A 16230-nucleotide genomic window follows, 5' to 3' on the forward strand; every position below is an offset into this window, starting at 1 on the left:
ATGGACGGCGGGCGGATCGACCAGCCGGCGACCGTCCGCCCTGCGCCCCTCGTCGTACTCGCCGGGGCCCTTGCCCTCCTGGCCGGGGCGACCTCTCTGGCGATCGGCCTCGGGCTCTCCCCGCACCTGCTCCGGGACGGCCTCACGGCCACGTCGGTCATCGGGCTGCTCGCAGCCCTTGTGGGCCTGAGCCTCCTCGTCGTCGGCGTCCGGGCGGTGTGGCGCACCGGACAGCTCGTCGGGCGGCTGCTCGTCGTGCCCCTCGCGGTCGTCCTGGTCGCGGCCGCGGCCCTGACGCTGGGCCAGGCGGTGGCCGCGACGGTCGCGCCGCGAGCCACGCTGGGTGACCGCACACCCGCAAGCGTCGGCCTGCGCTACGAGGACGTGACGGCGCTGACCGCCGACGGTGTCCGCCTCGCGGGTTGGTACGTGCCGTCGACGAACGGCGCGGCGGTCGTGCTCTGCCACGGCGCCGGTTCGACGAGGTCGGACGTGCTCGATCATGCAGCCGTCCTCGCGAAGCGGGGCTACGGCGTGCTCATGGTCGATGCCCGTGGACACGGCGGCAGCGAGGGCCGCGCCATGGAGTTCGGCTGGTACGGCGATCTCGACATCCGTGCTGCGGTGGACCTGCTGACCACGCGGGCCGACGTCACCGGCGGGCGGGTTGGCGTCGTCGGCCTGTCGATGGGCGGGGAGGAGGCCATCGGCGCCCTTGCGTCCGACGATCGGATCAGGGCGGTCGTGGCGGAGGGTGCGACGAACCGGGTCGCCGGCGACAAGGCGTGGCTGTCCGACGAGCTGGGACTGCGTGGCTGGCTCCAGGAGCAGCTCGACCGCCTGACCTACGGTGCGGCGGACCTGCTGACCCCGGCCTCGCCGCCGCCCACGCTGCGGGCGTCGGCAGCCGCGGCGGCGCCACGCCCACTCCTGCTCGTCGCCTCGGCCGAGTCGTTCGAAGAGGTCGATGCCGCTCGTTTCATCGCCGCCGGGTCACCCTCCTCCGTGACGGTGTGGCTCGCGCCCGGCGGCCACACCGGTGCTCTCGCCGCCGCGCCCGCCGAGTGGGATCGCCGGGTCGGCGAGTTCCTCGACGCCGCGCTCGGAGCGTCCGGCTGAGCCGGGGCCACGGCGAGCGTGAGGTGCGACTCGACGGCCGTCTCGCCCGACGTCCGCGGCGCACACTGAGGAGGAGGCGAAGGAGAGAGCGATGAGCAACAGCAACGCAGGTGCAGCCGGGGGTGGCGCCCTCTACGGACTCGGCATCTTCGGCGCGTGGGTCTTCTTCTTCCAGCAGGCCGACGTCTTCTGGGAGTACGTCCTCGCGGTCTTCCAGGGGCTCTTCTGGCCAGCCTTCATGGTCTACGACGTGTTTGTCGCTCTCGCTCGGTGAGTCCGCGTCGACCGCCCGGGGTGGGGTCACCCCTCGGGGTTAGGCTGCGAGCGTGCGGCAGTATCTCGATCTCCTCGACCATGTCCTGACCCACGGCCAGGAGAAGTCCGACCGGACCGGCACGGGCACGCTCAGCGTCTTCGGTCACCAGATGCGCTTCGACCTCGCCGACGGCTTCCCGGCCATGACGACCAAGAAGCTGCACCTGCGCTCGATCATCGGTGAGCTGCTGTGGTTCCTCCGCGGCGACACGAACGTGCGCTGGCTCCAGGAGCGCGGCATCTCGATCTGGGACGAGTGGGCCGACGAGCGCGGCGACCTCGGGCCGATCTACGGCTACCAGTGGCGCTCCTGGCCGACTCCGGACGGCCGCCGCGTCGACCAGATCGCCAAGGTCATCGAGCAGATCCGCACCAACCCCGACAGCCGCCGTCTCATCGTCTCCGCCTGGAACGTCGCCGACGTCGACGACATGGCGCTGCCGCCGTGCCACACGATGTTCCAGTTCTACGTCTCGCCGCCCGGGCCCGACGGGCGGCGCCGCCTCTCGTGCCAGCTCTACCAGCGCAGCGCCGACATCTTCCTCGGCGTGCCCTTCAACATCGCGAGCTACGCCCTGCTCACGCAGATGGTCGCCCAGCTGACCGACCTCGAGCCGGGCGAGTTCGTCCACACGCTGGGTGATGCACACCTCTACCTCAACCACCTCGACCAGGCGCGCCTGCAGCTGACCCGCACGCCCCACCCGCTGCCGACGATGCGGATCACGCCGGGCAAGACCGACATCGACGACTTCGACCTCGACGACTTCGAGCTCGTCGACTACGTCGCCGACCCCGGCATCAAGGCGCCGATCGCCGTCTGAGGCCGAACGGGCCCAGCCTCTCCGCCGCATCTGGGAGGCTGTCGTCATGACCCGAGTGACGATGATCGCCGCCGTCGGCCGCAACGGTGTCATCGGCGACGGCGCGTCGATGCCGTGGCACCTGCCCGACGACCTCAAGTACTTCAAGCGCCAGACGATGGGCCACCCCATGGTCATGGGCAGGCGCACCTTCGACTCGATGGGCGTGCTCCCCGGCCGGCGCAGCATCGTCATCACCCGCCAGCCCGACTGGCACCACCCGGGCGTCGAGACCGCCCACTCGCTCGCCGAGGCACTGGCGCTCGCCGGCCCTTCCGACGAGGTCTTCGTCGTGGGCGGCGGCGAGATCTACCGCGAGGCGATGCCGTATGCCGGCCGGCTGCTCGTCACGGAGGTCCACCAGTCCCCGGAGGGCTCGGTCACCTTCCCCCCGATCGACCCGGACGAGTGGCTCGAGACGAGCCGCGAGGAGCGCGAGGGCTTCGCCTGGGTGAGCCTCGAACGGCGATCCTGAGGCGGCCGCAGGCTGCTGCAGAAAATTCCTCGGCGAGTCCTGTAACGCGCAGGCGGCTGCTCCGATGGAGCAGGTGCGAGGCACTACTCGGACCCCCGAGCGAGTAGTGCCTCGCTTTTTCGTGGCCGGGTGCTGACGAGGCCCGCGCCCGGATCGTTGCCGGCGGGCGCAACGGGTGGGGCCGGGGCGCGGGCGCTAACCTTGGCCCATGGCAGGAGCACCCGCGCTCGGACGCGTCCTTTCGGCGATGGTCACCCCGATGCGGGAGGACGGCTCGATCGACCTCGAGCAGGCGCAGTCCCTCGCCGTCCACCTCGTCGAGCACGGTCACGACGGGCTCGTCGTGTCGGGCACGACGGGGGAGTCGCCGACCACCTCCGCCCGCGAGAAGGACGAGCTGCTGCGCGCGGTCATCGAGGCCGTCGGGGACCGTGCCGTCATCATCGCCGGCGCCGGCAGCAACGACACCGCCAAGAGCGTCGAGTCGGTGCAGATGGCGCACAAGGCCGGCGCCGACGCCGTGCTCGCCGTCACGCCGTACTACAACAAGCCCCCGCAGGCGGGCCTCGTCGCGCACTTCACCGCCCTCGCCGACGCCAGCGACCTGCCCGTCATGGTCTACGACATCCCCGGCCGCTCCGGCATCGCCATCGCCCGTGAGACCTACCTGCGCATCGCCGAGCACGACCGGATCACCGCCGTCAAGGACGCTCGCGGCGACCTGTGGTTCGCGAGCGAGCTCATGCAGGCGACCGGGCTCGACTGGTACTCCGGCGACGACGCCATGAACCTCGCCCACTTCGGCAACGGCGCCGTCGGCTTCGTCGGCGTCACCTCCCAGGTGGCGCCCACGGCATACCGCGAGATGGCCGATGCGGTGCTGGACGGCCGGTGGGACGACGCCCGGGCGGTGCACCGCCGGCTCGCCCCGATCGTCGAGGCTGTCATGAACGTCACCCAGGGCGCCATCATGGCCAAGGCTGCCCTCGCCGAGCAGGGACTCATCTCGAGCGCGACGGTGCGCCTGCCCCTCGTCCCCGCCGACGACGTGCAGCGCAGCCTGCTGCGCGAGGCCATCGCGGTCGTCACCGCGTGACCCCCACCTTCACGACCACCGGTCGCCCGAGCGACCTCACCACCGAATGACAGGACACTTGTGAGCCATCCTCACCCCGAGCTGACCGCGCCCCCTGCCCTCCCCGACAACGGCCTGCGGGTCGTCGCGCTCGGCGGGCTCGGCGAGGTCGGCCGCAACATGGCCGTCCTCGAGACGAAGGGCCGGCTGCTCGTCATCGACTGCGGCGTGCTCTTCCCCGAGGACCACCACCCCGGCGTCGACCTCATCCTCCCGGACTTCTCCTACATCGAGGACCGTCTGGACGACATCGAGGCGATCGTTCTGACGCACGGCCACGAGGACCACATCGGGGCCGTGCCCTACCTGCTGAGGCTGAAGGGCGACATCCCCCTCATCGGCTCCACGCTGACCCTCGCCCTCGTCGAGGCCAAGCTCAAGGAGCACCGGATCCGGCCCTACACGCTCGCCGTCAAGGAGGGCCAGCGCGAGCGGCTCGGCGTCTTCGACCTCGAGTTCGTGGCCGTCAACCACTCCATCCCCGACGCGCTCGCCGTCTTCGTGCGCACCGATGCCGGCACCCTGCTGCACACCGGCGACTTCAAGATGGACCAGCTGCCCCTCGACGGGCGCCTCACCGACCTGCGCGCCTTCGCCCGGCTCGGCGAGGAGGGCGTCGACCTCTTCCTCACCGACTCGACGAACGCCGACGTGCCCGGCTTCACGACGCCCGAGCTCGAGATCGCGCCGGCCATCGACAAGGTCTTCCGGCACGCCGAGCGACGCATCATCGTGGCCTGCTTCAGCAGCCACGTGCACCGGGTGCAGCAGGTCCTCGACGCCGCGGAGAAGGCCGGCCGCAAGGTCGCCATGGTCGGCCGGTCGATGGTGCGCAACATGGGCATCGCCGCCGAGCTCGGCTACCTCAAGGTGCCCGACGGCATCCTCATCGACATCAAGAAGATCGACAGCCTGCGCGACGACGAGCTCGTACTCATCTGCACCGGCTCCCAGGGTGAGCCGATGGCGGCGCTGTCGCGGATGGCCAACCGCGAGCACCGCATCGACGTCGGCCCCGGCGACACCGTCCTGCTCGCGAGCAGCCTCATCCCCGGCAACGAGAACGCCGTCTACCGCATCATCAACGGCCTCATGCGTCTCGGCGCCACCGTCGTGCACAAGGGCAACGCCAAGGTGCACGTGTCGGGCCACGCGAGCGCCGGCGAGCTGCTCTACTGCTACAACATCGTCAAGCCGCGCAACGTGCTGCCCGTCCACGGGGAGTGGCGGCACATGTATGCCAACGCCCAGCTCGCCATCCAGTCGGGCGTGCCCGAGCGGGGCGTCGTGCTGGCCGAGGACGGCGTCGTCGTCGACCTCGTCGACGGGGTGGCCGAGGTGACCGGTGTCGTCGACGTCGGCTACGTCTACGTCGACGGCAGCAGCGTCGGCGGCGCCGACGAGGCCCTGCTCAAGGACCGCCGCATCCTGCGCGACGAGGGCTTCATCACCTGCGTCGTCGTGCTCGACGCCGCCACCGGCAAGATCGCGAGCGGGCCGGAGATCACGGCTCGCGGCTTCGTCGAGGACGAGGAGATCTTCCAGCAGGTGATCCCCAAGGTCGAGCGCGCCATCGAGGAGGCCGTGGCGAACGGCGTCCGCGACGACCAGCAGCTCCAGCAGGTCGTGCGCCGCACCGTCGGCTCCTGGGTCGGCGGCAAGATCCGTCGCCGGCCGATGATCATCCCGGTCGTGCTGCAGGCCTGAGGTGGTCGTGCGCTCCGAGGTGCGACGCCGCCTGACCGACGTCGCGCTCCTCGTCGTGCTCCTCGGGCTGGTCGCGGTGGGGGCGCTGCGCTGGGTCGACACGACGGCATACCCGGTCGTCGTGCTCCAGACGGCGGCGCCCTTCGTCGCGATCGGCCTGCTGCTGCTCACCGTTCTGACCGCTGCCCTGCGGCGATGGTGGGTGCTCCTGCCCGTGGGCGTCGCGCTCGTCGTGGCGGCGACGCAGGTCGCGCCGGCGTTCGTCTCGCACGCCTCGCCCGACGCCACCCGCGATCTCACGGTGATGTCGTCGAACCTCCGGGTGGGCCGGGCGCAGCCGACGCAGCTCATGGACGCCGTGCGCTTCCACGCCGTCGACGTGCTCGTCCTCACCGAGGTGACGCCGTCGGCGCTCGAGGGACTGCGCCGCGAGGGCGCCGACTCCTACTTCCCGCAGCGCGCCGGTGAGGCCGAGGTCGACGGCTATGCGGGCACGATGGTGCTCTCGCGCTACCCGCTGCGCGAGGTGTCGGCCGATCTCGGCGGCTCACCCAACCGTCAGCCGGAGGTCGTCGTCACGGTCGACGGCGTCGACCTGCGGGTCCAGACGGCCCACCCGGCGGCCCCGATCCCCGGACAGACGGCCGAGTGGCGCGCCGGGCTGCGGGCGCTGCAGGCGTGGAAGGAGCGGCAGACCGAAACGGGACCGATCCTGCTCGTCGGTGACTTCAACAGCTCCTCGGCCCACCCCGGCTTCCGAGCCGTCGCCGACGGCCTCGACGACGCCCAGCGCACGACCGGCAGCGGCTGGGTGCGCACGTGGCCGTATGCCGGCAGCCGCCTCCCGCCGTTCGTGCAGCTCGACCACGTGCTGAGTCGCGGTCTCACCGTCATCGACTCCGGTCAGGTGGCCATGAACGGCACCGACCACGCCGCCGTGTGGGGCAGCTACGCCCTGCCCGACGCGCCCTGACCCCGGTTCGAGGTGCTGTTGGCCCTGACGTGGGTGGCGGGATCACCTCGATCCAGGCACTTACCAGGGGCGCTCGACCTCGACGTCGCGCGGGTCGCCGCCGTCGACGACCCAGCCGGCCTCGGTCTGCGTCCACGTGGCGGCGGTGCCGTCTGCCACGAGCGAGGTGACGGCTCCGATGAGCCGCTCCACGGCCTCGTCGGTCGTGCCGAGGCCGATGCTCGCGCGGACGGCCGTGGCAGGACGCTCGCCCCACGGGTCCTCGAGCAGCTCGTCGACGAGCAGGTGGGCGCAGAACTTGCCGTCACGCACCCCGATGCCGTGCTCGACCGAGAGGGCCTGGGACACGAGCGAGGAGTCCCAGCCCGCGACGGTGAAGGCGAGCACACCGACGCGGTCGTGGTCGTCGCCGAAGAAGGAGAGCACCTCGACGCCGGGCACGGCCTCGAGGCCGTCGCGCAGTCGGGTGAGCAGGCGCACCTCGTGGGCCTCGATCGCCTCGCGGTGGCGGCGGATCGTCGCACACGCGGCGGCGATGGCCACCGCCCCGACGACGTTGGGGCTGCCGCCCTCGTGGCGGGCGGGGCCTGTGGCCCACACCGTGCCCTCCTCGGTGACCGCGCGCGTCGCGCCGCCGCCGGGGAGGTAGGGGGTGCCGGCGTCGAGCCAGTCGCTCCGGCCGGCGAGCACGCCCGCGCCGAAGGGGGCGTAGGTCTTGTGACCCGAGAACGCGACGTAGTCGGCGTCCCAGGCCGCGAGGTCGATGGTGCGGTGGGCCGAGAGCTGGGCGGCGTCGACGGCGATGCGCGCGTCGTGCGCGTGGGCGATGGCGGCGAAGCGTTCGACCGGCCACACCTCGCCGGTGACGTTGGAGGCGGCGGCGATGACGAGGAGCCGGTGGCGCGACGGGTTGTCGGCGAAGGCCTCATCGAGGAGCTCCACCGCGTCCTCGACGCTCTGGGGCACGGGCAGGCGCACCGTGCGCAGGCGGCCCCAGGGCAGCAGGGTCGAGTGGTGCTCCGTGCCGAAGACGAAGACGGTCGTGCGGCTCGGTAGCGCACGGGCGAGCACGCCCCACGAGTCCGTCGTCGTGCGGGTGAAGATGACGGTGTCGCCGTCGCGGGCGCCCACGAAGTCGGCGACCTCGGTGCGCGCCTGCTCGTACCACGCGCTCGTGAGGCGCGACGCGTAGCCGGCGCCGCGGTGCACCGAGGCGTAGGTCTCGAGCGTGCGGTCGACGGCCTGCTTCACCGTGACGAGCGCCGGGGTGGAGGCGGCGTGGTCGAGGTTGGCGTATGCCGTGTGGCCCGCGAGCGTCGGCACCGTGAGGCCCGCGCCCACGACCTCTGGCAGGGTCGCCGTGTCGGGCACGGCGTGCAGAGCGCGGGCGCGCACGGAGGGGGCGGAGGCAGCGGAGGCGCCGCAGAAGGTGCTGGGAAGGACGGACATGTCAGTGCTCCTGGGTCTGGGACCCACCGGATGCGGGCCCGCGCTTGCCGGACCTCGATCTGCGTTCTGACGAGGCACGGCCTGGTCGTCACCCGGAGCACCCCACCGCGGAGGAGGGTTGCTGGCCAGCGAGCCGGGGCTTGTCACTGGCACTCATGACCTGCGCAGAACGATAGGGGAGGGGCCTCGGGGCTGTCCACGACGTGGCGGTCGGGTGTCGTCATCTGAGACGGGCACGCGGGCGCGGCCGGACGGCATACCGCCATCGGGGGCGCCATGCGCTCAGCGGGCGCGGCATGCCGTCATCGGGCGCGGCGCCGCCGGCGGACGTCGCGAAGCTCCGCGAGGAGCGAGACCCCGGGCCGGTCGTTCATCGTCCGCCAGGCGGCGAGCCCCGCCGCGCACATCCCGAGACCGGCGAGCAGGTAGGCCGCCATCGCGCCCGTGTACGTGAGGTCGAGCGGCCCGAGGGTGAGTGTGCGAGGCAGGGAGAGCATCGCGTCGAAGGCCGCCGCGAGCAGCGGGGCCACCGCGAGCACGAGCACGAGCGCGACGCTGTCGAGCGACTGCACGAGCGCGAAGGTGCGTCCCCGCAGCTCGTCCTCGACGGTGAGGCCGATCAGGGTGTAGCCGATGACCCAGGCGATGCCGATGACCGCACCGAGCACCGTCGCAAGGGGCAGCGCGAGCAGCAGCGTCGGCACGAGCGCGAGGACGAGGAGGATGACGCCGGCACCCGTCAGGGCGGCCCCGAAGATCCGGGGCCGGGAGAGCCCGGCGAGGACGCGCGGACCGGCCACGATCCCCAGGGCCATGCCGGTGAAGACGGCGACGAAGAGCATCCCGTAGCCCGGCGCGCCCGCCCCCATGTCCTTGACGAAGCGTGTCGCGAGCCCGATGACGAGCCCGCCGGCGGCGAAGGCGCCCATCATCCCGGCGATGAGGCCCCGGACGAAGGGCCGCTCCTTGACGACGAGCAGGCCGTCGGTGACGGTCCGCAGGATCGAGTGGCCGTCGAGGGTCTCGCTCGCGGTGGGGCGCGGGAAGGTGAGTCGCGACACGATCCAGGCGCTGACGACGAAGGTGAGCCCGTTGACGTAGATCGCGAGGAAGACGCCCTCGGGGTCGAGGCCGGGGATGACCGAGCGCAGGGGAGCGCTGAGCAGGGACAGCACGGAGAAGGCGACGGCCGCGAGCGGGGCCGTGCCGTAGCTGCCGACGAGGCCGAGCTGGTTCGCGAGCTCGAGCCGTTCCGGTGGCACGAGGTTGGGCACGGTCGCGTCCTTGGCCGGGTTCCAGAAGAGCGACACGCACTCGATGACGAGGATGGCGACGTACATCCACCACAGCGTGCCGACGAGGGGGATGGAGACGAAGAGCGCGAAGCGCAGGAGGTCGCCGACGATCATCGTGTGGCGCCGGTCGAGCCGGTCGGCGACGACCCCGGCGAGGGGGCCGAGCACCACCGCCGGCGCGATGCGCAGGATGAACACCCCTGAGACGGCGAGGTACTCGCCCACACCGCCCGCGGCGAGCTCGGCGGCGAGGGCGGTCGTGGCGAGCAGCGCCAGCCAGTCCCCGAAGCTCGAGAGGGTGCCCGCCGCGAAGAGATTGCGGAAGGGGCGGATGGCGAGCAGCTCACGCAGGCCCGTGCCGTGGGGCCGTGAGACTCCGCCGGGGGCGTCGTGCCCCTCGGCCGGCAGCGGCCCGGTGCTCACACCTCCAGCCTAGGAGCCCGGGCCGCGCCGGGTGCCCGCCACTCCACAGAGCAGTCCGTCGTCACACCGGGCGACCCTGTCAATCGAGAGAGCAGTCCGTCGTCCCACCCGCCGCAGGAAAGGCCGACGAAGTGCTCTTTCGATTGTGGACCTGGGTCCGGGGCGGTCTGCACTCTTTGCCCTGTGGTGCGCGTGTGACGCGTGAGTTGGGAGGGACGGTGACGTACGGTGCCATCATGGCGACACGTCCGTCCAGCAGTCAGCGCCCGAGCAGCGCCGCCGCGACCCGTGCCAAGGGCACGACGGGTGGCTCCTCGGCGCGCCCCGCCGCTGCCCGGTCGACGCGGCCGGCGCAGCGCAAGCCGGCCGCCCGCAAGGCGCCGGCGCGCACGACGAAGACCCGCGACGGTGGGCTTCCCTTCCCGCTCGGTGCCGTGCGCAACACGTGGATGGGGGTCTCGCACCTCGCCGGCGGCGCGGTCCGTCGTGTCGGCCACAGCGCCGCCGACCTCGAGCCGGAGCACCGTCGCGACGGCATCGGCTTCGCGCTCATCGCCCTGGCGGTCGTCGTGGCGTCCCGCGAGTGGTGGGGGGTCAGCGGCGTCTTCGGCCAGGTCGTGCACGCCGTCTTCGCCGGCACCTTCGGCCGTGTCGCGTATGCCGTCCCGCTCGTGCTGCTCGCCCTCGGCCTGCGCATGCTGCGCGCCCCGCAGGACGACGGCGCGACCAACCGGGTCGTCGTCGGCACCATCGCGCTGACCTTCGCCGCCTGCGGCCTGTCGCACATCGCCGACGGCATCCCCAACCCGCCCGACGGCGCCGACGGCATGCGCGCGGCGGGGGGCATCATCGGCTTCCTCGCCTCGAGCCCGGTCGCCGCGGCGGTCTCGGTGCCCGGTGCCATCGTGCTGCTCAGCCTGCTCGGCCTCTTCGGCCTGCTCGTCATCACGGCGACGCCGGTCAACATGATCCCGACCCGGCTGCGCCAGCTGAGGTCGCTCGTCATCCACCGCACGCCCGATGCTCCGGCCGACGCCGACGCGACCCAGGCGGTGCCCGAGGCCAAGCCGAAGCGTCGTCGCGCCGTCGACCTCAGCGACCGCGATGGCGACGAGGCCTTCCGCCAGGCCGCGCAGAAGGGCCTCGAGGACGACGCCGACGGGCCCCGCCCCGGCGAGAAGCGCCCGACCCCGCCGGGTCTCGTCGTGCCGCGGCCCTCGGGCTCGAAGGGCGCGTCCGGCACCGGAGCCGCGGGCGTCGAGCGCGTCATCGACGCGACCGATCCGCGCACCCTCGGTGCCCCCGACACCTCCAAGGTCGGCCCGAAGGCCGAGCTCATCCCGCCGCCGATGTCCGACCTGCCCGCTCGCGCGGAGCAGCTGAGCCTCGGCGGCGACATCACCTACCAGCTGCCCGACCACTCGATGCTGACGCCGGGACCCCCGCACAAGACGCGCAGCGAGACCAACGACCGGGTCGTCGAGTCGCTGACCAACGTCTTCGAGCAGTTCGACATCGATGCTGCCGTCACGGGCTTCACCCGCGGCCCGACGGTCACGCGCTACGAGGTCGAGCTCGGTTCCGGCACCAAGGTCGAGCGCGTCACCGCCCTGTCCAAGAACATCGCGTATGCCGTCGCGTCGGCTGACGTCCGCATCCTCAGCCCGATCCCCGGCAAGTCCGCCATCGGCATCGAGATCCCCAACCTCGACCGCGAAAACGTCTCGCTCGGCGACGTGCTGCGCAGCCACACGGCCCGCAGCAACGAGCACCCGATGGTCATGGGTGTCGGCAAGGACGTCGAGGGCGCCTACGTCATCGCCAACCTCGCGAAGATGCCCCACCTGCTCGTCGCCGGCGCCACGGGCTCCGGCAAGTCGAGCTTCGTCAACTCGATGATCACCTCGATCCTCATGCGGGCCACGCCCGAGGAGGTGCGCCTCATCCTCGTCGACCCGAAGCGCGTCGAGCTGACGGCCTACGAGGGCATCCCGCACCTCATCACCCCGATCATCACCAACCCCAAGAAGGCCGCCGAGGCGCTCGCCTGGGTCGTCAAGGAGATGGACCAGCGCTACGACGACCTCGCGGCGTTCGGCTTCAAGCACATCGACGACTTCAACAAGGCGGTCCGGGCCGGAAAGGTCAAGCCGCTGCCCGGCTCCGAGCGGCAGATCACGACCTACCCGTACCTCCTCGTCGTCGTCGACGAGCTCGCCGACCTCATGATGGTCGCCCCGCGCGACGTCGAGGAGTCGGTCGTGCGCATCACCCAGCTCGCGCGCGCCGCCGGCATCCACCTCGTGCTCGCCACGCAGCGCCCGTCGGTCGACGTCGTCACAGGCCTCATCAAGGCCAACGTCCCCTCGCGCATGGCCTTCGCGACCTCCTCACTGGCGGACTCGCGAGTCGTGCTCGACCAGCCGGGCGCCGAGAAGCTCATCGGCCAGGGCGACGCGCTCTTCCTCCCGATGGGCGCGAGCAAGCCGATGCGCGTCCAGGGCGCGTGGGTCAACGAGTCCGAGATCCACGAGGTCGTCAAGTTCGTCACGACCCAGCTGAAGCCGAACTACGTCGAGGACGTCACGGTCGTCGCGCCGAAGAAGCAGATCGACGACGACATCGGCGACGACCTCGACGTGCTGCTCCAGGCGACCGAGCTCGTCGTCACGACGCAGTTCGGCTCGACGTCGATGCTCCAGCGCAAGCTGCGCGTCGGCTTCGCCAAGGCCGGGCGCCTCATGGACCTGCTCGAGTCGCGCGGCATCGTCGGCCCGAGCGAGGGCTCCAAGGCGCGCGACGTGCTCGTGCGGCCCGACGACCTCCCGCAGACGCTCGCGCTGCTCCGCGGCGAGGACGTGCCCCACCCCAACGAGCCCGCCGACCTCGACGACATCATCGAGCACCCCGAGCCGTATGCCGCCCCGCCCGTCGCGATCGAGCCCCCGGGCGCGCACCCCGACGAGACGGCATACCCCGACGCGGAACCCGACGACGACACCGGGTCCACCCACGACGCCGACGACACCCCGCAGCGCACGGCGGCGATCGTCGCGCAGCGCGGCGAGCGCCGGCTGCGCGAGGAGGACACGACCGCCGTCGGGGTGTGGAGCCCCGGCGAGATCAGGCCGATCGTCGAGGACGACGACGAGGAGTCCGAAGACGCCTGGAACCTCACCGACCGCGGGGGCCGCGAGCGCTACTGACCACGACGCATCGGCCGCGGTCAGGGGGTGAAGCGGTAGCCCAGGCCCGGCTCGGTGATGAGGTGGCGCGGGTTGCCCGGGTCGGGCTCGAGCTTGCGGCGCAGCTGGTTCGCGTAGACCCGGAGATAGTTCGACTCCCGGCCGTAGGCGGGCCCCCAGACCGAGCGCAGCAGGTCCTGCTGGAGCACGAGGTGGCCCGGCTCGCGGCACAGCGCCTCGAGCAGGCGCCACTCCGTCGGGGTCAGGCGGATCTCGGCCTGCTCCACGGTGGCCCGACGCTCCGAGAAGTCGAGGGTGAAGTGGTCGGTGCGCACCGTGCCGATCTGCCGCCCGACCTCGCCGCTGCGCCGGACCGCCGCCCGCACCCGGGCGAGCAGCTCCTCGACACCGAACGGCTTCGTCACGTAGTCGTCGGCGCCGAGGTCGAGCGCCTCGATCTTGTCGTCGCTCTCGTGCCGGGCCGAGAGCACGATGACGGGCACGGACGAGGTCGTGCGGATGCGGCGCAGCACCTCGGTGCCGTCGAGGTCCGGCAGACCGAGGTCGAGGATGACGACGTCGGGTGCGTCCTCGGCGGCCGACAGCACCGCGGTGCGCCCGTCGCTCGCGGTCACGACGTCGTTGCCGTGCGCGCGCAGGGCGATCGAGAGGGTGCGCAGCAGTCGGGGGTCGTCGTCGACGACGAGGACACGGCTCACGGCTCCTCCTGGGGCTGGGCGACGGGCAGCTCGAGGACCATCGTCAACCCGCCACCGGGGGTGTCCTCGGGGACGAGCGTGCCACCCATGACCGTCATCAGCCCGCGCGCCACAGCGAGGCCGAGGCCGAGGCCGTCGCCCTGGGGGGCGTCCCCGGCGCGCTGGAAGGCCGCGAAGATGCGGTCCTTGTCGGCGTCGGCCACCCCGGGGCCGCGGTCGACGACGCGCAGCTGCACGGTCTCGCCGATGCGCCCGGCGGTGATGCGGACATCGGTGGTCTGGCTGTGTCGCAGGGCGTTCTCGACGACGTTGGCGAGGACGCGGTCGAGCAGCCCGAGGTCGGTGCGCACGGGTGGCACGTCGGGCTCGAGCGCCACCTCGACGCGGCCCGGGTCCGACGTCGTGCGCACCGTGCTCACCACGGCGTCGAGCAGGTCGACGGAGTGGTGGTGGGGCTGCACGCTCCCGGTCTCGAGCCGTGAGAGGTCGAGCAGGTTGCCGATGAGCGCGTCGAGGCGGTCGGCGGACTCCTCGATGGACTCGAGCAGCTCGGCCTCGTCGTCGGGCGGCAGCTCGAGGCCGGTCTGGCGCAGGGTCGAGACCCCGGCCTTGATGCTGGCGAGCGGGGTGCGCAGGTCGTGCGACACGGCGGCGAGCAGGGTCGTGCGGGCCGCGTTGTCCCGGGCGAGGCCGGCCGCCTGACGCGCAGCCTGCACGAGCTGCTCGCGGCCGTGGAGGATCGCGGCGTGGGCGGCATACGCGTTGACGAGACGCTGGTCCTCCGCGGCGACGGGCGGGCCGTCGAGGAGCAGGTGCACGCCGTCCTCGACCGTGACGTCGACGGCCCACGGGAGGTCGGGGGGCAGGTCGGAGCCGACCGGCAGGTGCGGGTCGGTCGAGGCGAGCACCCGGGGCGCGGCGCCGCCTGACGACGCTGGCAGCCCCGACGGCCCCGTGGCCTCGGAGAGCTCGGGCAGCACGGACTGCTCGGTCAGCACCGCGGAGTGCATGCCGAGGGCATCCCGGGCCTTCTCGAGCAGGGCGGGCAGCGGGCGGGGCTCGGCGAGGAGGTCACGGCTCAGGGCGGCGAGGGCGGCCGACTCACGCTCGGCCGAGACCGCCTGCTCGGTCCGCCGGGCCGCGACGTTGACGACGGAGCTGACCGCCATCGCGACGAGGATGAAGACCGCGAGGGCGAGCGCGTTGGGCGGGTCGCTGATCGTCAGGGTGCCGCGGGGCTCGGTGAAGAACCAGTTGACGAGGAGCGAGCCGGCGACGGCGCAGAAGAGCGCCGGCCAGATGCCGCCGACGAGCGCGCACACGACGGTGAGGGCGAGGTAGAGCAGCAGGTCGAGCGACAGGGTGTGGCTCTCACGGGTGGCCACGAGCACGGCGGTGAGAGCAGTGAGCGAGACGACCGCGAGGAGCAGCCCCGCCACCACGCGGCGCGCGGGGAGGCCGCCCGATCGCGGACCGCGCCGGCGCACCCGCGACCCCTCGTGGGAGACGAGGTGCACGTCGATGTCGCCGGAGCTGTCGGCGACCTCCGACGCGATGCTCGGGCGGAGCAGCTGCTGGAACCGGCCGCGACGGCTCACCCCCACGACGACCTGGGTCGCGTTGACACCGCGCGCGTGGTCGAGGATCGCCTCGGCGACGTCGTGGCCCGACACCTCGTGGAACTCGGCGCCGAGGTCGCGGGCGAGGCGGCGCAGCCGGGCGAGCACCGTGGGGTCGATCGAGGCGAGGCCCTCGGCAGAGCGCACGTGGCAGGCGATGAGGTCACCACCCGCCGCCCGGGTCGCGATGCGGGCGCCGCGGCGCAGCAGGGTCTCGCTGCCGGGGCCCCCGGTGAGGGCGACGACGATGCGCTCGCGGGCCGGCCACTGCTCCTGGATGCCCAGGTCGGCGCGGTAGCGCTCGAGGGCCTCGTCGACGCGGTCGGCCAGCCACAGCAGGGCGATCTCTCGCAGGGCCGACAGGTTGCCGACGCGGAAGTAGTTCGACAGCGCGGCGTCGACCTTGTCAGGACCGTAGATGTTGCCGTGCGCCATCCGCCGCCGCAGCGCCTCGGGCGCCATGTCGACGAGCTGCACCTGGTCGGCGCGGCGCACGACCTCGTCGGGCAGCGTCTCCTGCTGCCGGATGCCGGTGATCGACTCGACGACGTCGTTGAGCGACTCGAGGTGCTGGATGTTGACCGTCGAGAGCACGTCGATGCCGGCGTCGAGGATCTCCTCGACGTCCTGCCACCGCTTCTCGTGCCGCGACCCGGGCACGTTGGTGTGGGCGAGCTCGTCGATGAGCACGACCTGCGGCCGCCGCGCGAGGACGGCGGCGGTGTCGAGCTCGGTCAGCGCGGAGCCGCGGTAGTCGAGCGTCAGGCGCGGCAGGATCTCGAGCCCCTCGAGCTCCGCCGCGGTGTGCGCACGCCCGTGCGTCTCGACGATGCCGACGACGACGTCGGTCCCGCGCTCGCGCCGGCGGTGGGCCTCGTCGAGCATCGCGAAGGTCTTGCCGACCCCGGGCGCCGAGCCGAGAAAGATGCGAAGGGACCCACGACCCATGGACC

Annotated in this window: 12 protein-coding genes and 1 riboswitch; of the genes, 8 read left to right on the plus strand and 4 right to left on the minus strand. The window is 72.3% G+C overall.

Going from position 1 to position 16230, the window contains the following annotated elements:
- The 7 genes from FBY41_RS13680 to FBY41_RS13710 all read left to right on the plus strand — a co-directional run bounded on the left by FBY41_RS13680 (position 1) and on the right by FBY41_RS13710 (position 6587).
- Positions 1 to 1119, plus strand: a complete 1119-nt coding sequence (locus FBY41_RS13680; RefSeq protein ID WP_141844764.1) for an alpha/beta hydrolase — start codon at positions 1 to 3, stop codon at positions 1117 to 1119.
- Between the two features lie 91 nt (positions 1120 to 1210).
- Positions 1211 to 1393 (plus strand): hypothetical protein, encoded by a 183-nt coding sequence (locus FBY41_RS13685; protein ID WP_141844765.1) that lies wholly within the window; start codon positions 1211 to 1213, stop codon positions 1391 to 1393.
- Positions 1394 to 1445: 52 nt separating this feature from the next.
- Positions 1446 to 2258 (plus strand): thymidylate synthase, encoded by an 813-nt coding sequence (locus tag FBY41_RS13690; protein WP_141844766.1) that lies wholly within the window; start codon positions 1446 to 1448, stop codon positions 2256 to 2258.
- A 46-nt stretch (positions 2259 to 2304) separates the two neighbouring features.
- The gene (locus FBY41_RS13695) at positions 2305 to 2772 is read left to right on the plus strand and encodes a dihydrofolate reductase (RefSeq protein ID WP_141844767.1); all 468 of its coding nucleotides are present in this window, start codon (positions 2305 to 2307) and stop codon (positions 2770 to 2772) included.
- Positions 2773 to 2980: 208 nt separating this feature from the next.
- Positions 2981 to 3868, plus strand: a complete 888-nt coding sequence (gene dapA, locus FBY41_RS13700) for a 4-hydroxy-tetrahydrodipicolinate synthase (protein WP_141844768.1) — start codon at positions 2981 to 2983, stop codon at positions 3866 to 3868.
- Positions 3869 to 3928: 60 nt separating this feature from the next.
- Entirely contained in the window at positions 3929 to 5614 is a 1686-nt protein-coding gene (locus FBY41_RS13705) for a ribonuclease J (RefSeq protein ID WP_141844769.1), read from the plus strand.
- A 7-nt stretch (positions 5615 to 5621) separates the two neighbouring features.
- Positions 5622 to 6587 (plus strand): endonuclease/exonuclease/phosphatase family protein, encoded by a 966-nt coding sequence (locus FBY41_RS13710; protein ID WP_260439765.1) that lies wholly within the window; start codon positions 5622 to 5624, stop codon positions 6585 to 6587.
- 60 nt (positions 6588 to 6647) lie between these two features.
- On the opposite strand, the gene FBY41_RS13715 is transcribed toward FBY41_RS13710, so the two are convergent.
- Positions 6648 to 8036, minus strand: coding sequence for an aminotransferase class V-fold PLP-dependent enzyme (locus tag FBY41_RS13715; RefSeq protein WP_141844771.1), 1389 nt, complete (start codon positions 8034 to 8036; stop codon positions 6648 to 6650).
- A 35-nt stretch (positions 8037 to 8071) separates the two neighbouring features.
- Positions 8072 to 8197, minus strand: a riboswitch (SAM riboswitch).
- 141 nt (positions 8198 to 8338) lie between these two features.
- On the minus strand, positions 8339 to 9754 hold the full coding sequence (locus FBY41_RS13720) for an MFS transporter (RefSeq protein WP_141844772.1): 1416 nt from the start codon (positions 9752 to 9754) through the stop codon (positions 8339 to 8341).
- Positions 9755 to 9990: 236 nt separating this feature from the next.
- On the opposite strand from FBY41_RS13720, the gene FBY41_RS13725 reads away from it, so the two are divergent.
- Positions 9991 to 12960, plus strand: a complete 2970-nt coding sequence (locus tag FBY41_RS13725; RefSeq protein ID WP_185749051.1) for an FtsK/SpoIIIE family DNA translocase — start codon at positions 9991 to 9993, stop codon at positions 12958 to 12960.
- Between the two features lie 20 nt (positions 12961 to 12980).
- Here the strand turns inward: FBY41_RS13725 and FBY41_RS13730 are convergent, their stop codons facing one another.
- Positions 12981 to 13658 carry a response regulator gene (locus FBY41_RS13730; RefSeq protein WP_141844773.1) on the minus strand — a complete coding sequence of 226 codons (678 nt, stop codon included), beginning with the start codon at positions 13656 to 13658 and terminating at the stop codon, positions 12981 to 12983.
- Positions 13655 to 16225: a sensor histidine kinase gene (locus FBY41_RS13735; RefSeq protein WP_141844774.1), complete on the minus strand. Its 2571-nt coding sequence runs from the start codon at positions 16223 to 16225 to the stop codon at positions 13655 to 13657. The genes FBY41_RS13730 and FBY41_RS13735 overlap by 4 nt, the downstream gene beginning before the upstream one ends.
- Positions 16226 to 16230: the final 5 nt, after the last annotated feature.

This window comes from Humibacillus xanthopallidus (assembly GCF_006716675.1).
In the GTDB taxonomy this organism is placed as follows: domain Bacteria; phylum Actinomycetota; class Actinomycetes; order Actinomycetales; family Dermatophilaceae; genus Humibacillus; species Humibacillus xanthopallidus_B.

Coding starts and splice junctions, on each gene's coding strand:
- FBY41_RS13680 (WP_141844764.1), top strand. CDS start 1: ATGGACGGCGGGCGGATCGACCAGCCGGCGACCGTCCGCCCTGCGCCC.
- FBY41_RS13685 (WP_141844765.1), top strand. CDS start 1,211: ATGAGCAACAGCAACGCAGGTGCAGCCGGGGGTGGCGCCCTCTACGGA.
- FBY41_RS13695 (WP_141844767.1), top strand. CDS start 2,305: ATGACCCGAGTGACGATGATCGCCGCCGTCGGCCGCAACGGTGTCATC.
- dapA (WP_141844768.1), top strand. CDS start 2,981: ATGGCAGGAGCACCCGCGCTCGGACGCGTCCTTTCGGCGATGGTCACC.
- FBY41_RS13715 (WP_141844771.1), bottom strand. CDS start 8,036: ATGTCCGTCCTTCCCAGCACCTTCTGCGGCGCCTCCGCTGCCTCCGCC.
- FBY41_RS13725 (WP_185749051.1), top strand. CDS start 9,991: ATGGCGACACGTCCGTCCAGCAGTCAGCGCCCGAGCAGCGCCGCCGCG.
- FBY41_RS13735 (WP_141844774.1), bottom strand. CDS start 16,225: ATGGGTCGTGGGTCCCTTCGCATCTTTCTCGGCTCGGCGCCCGGGGTC.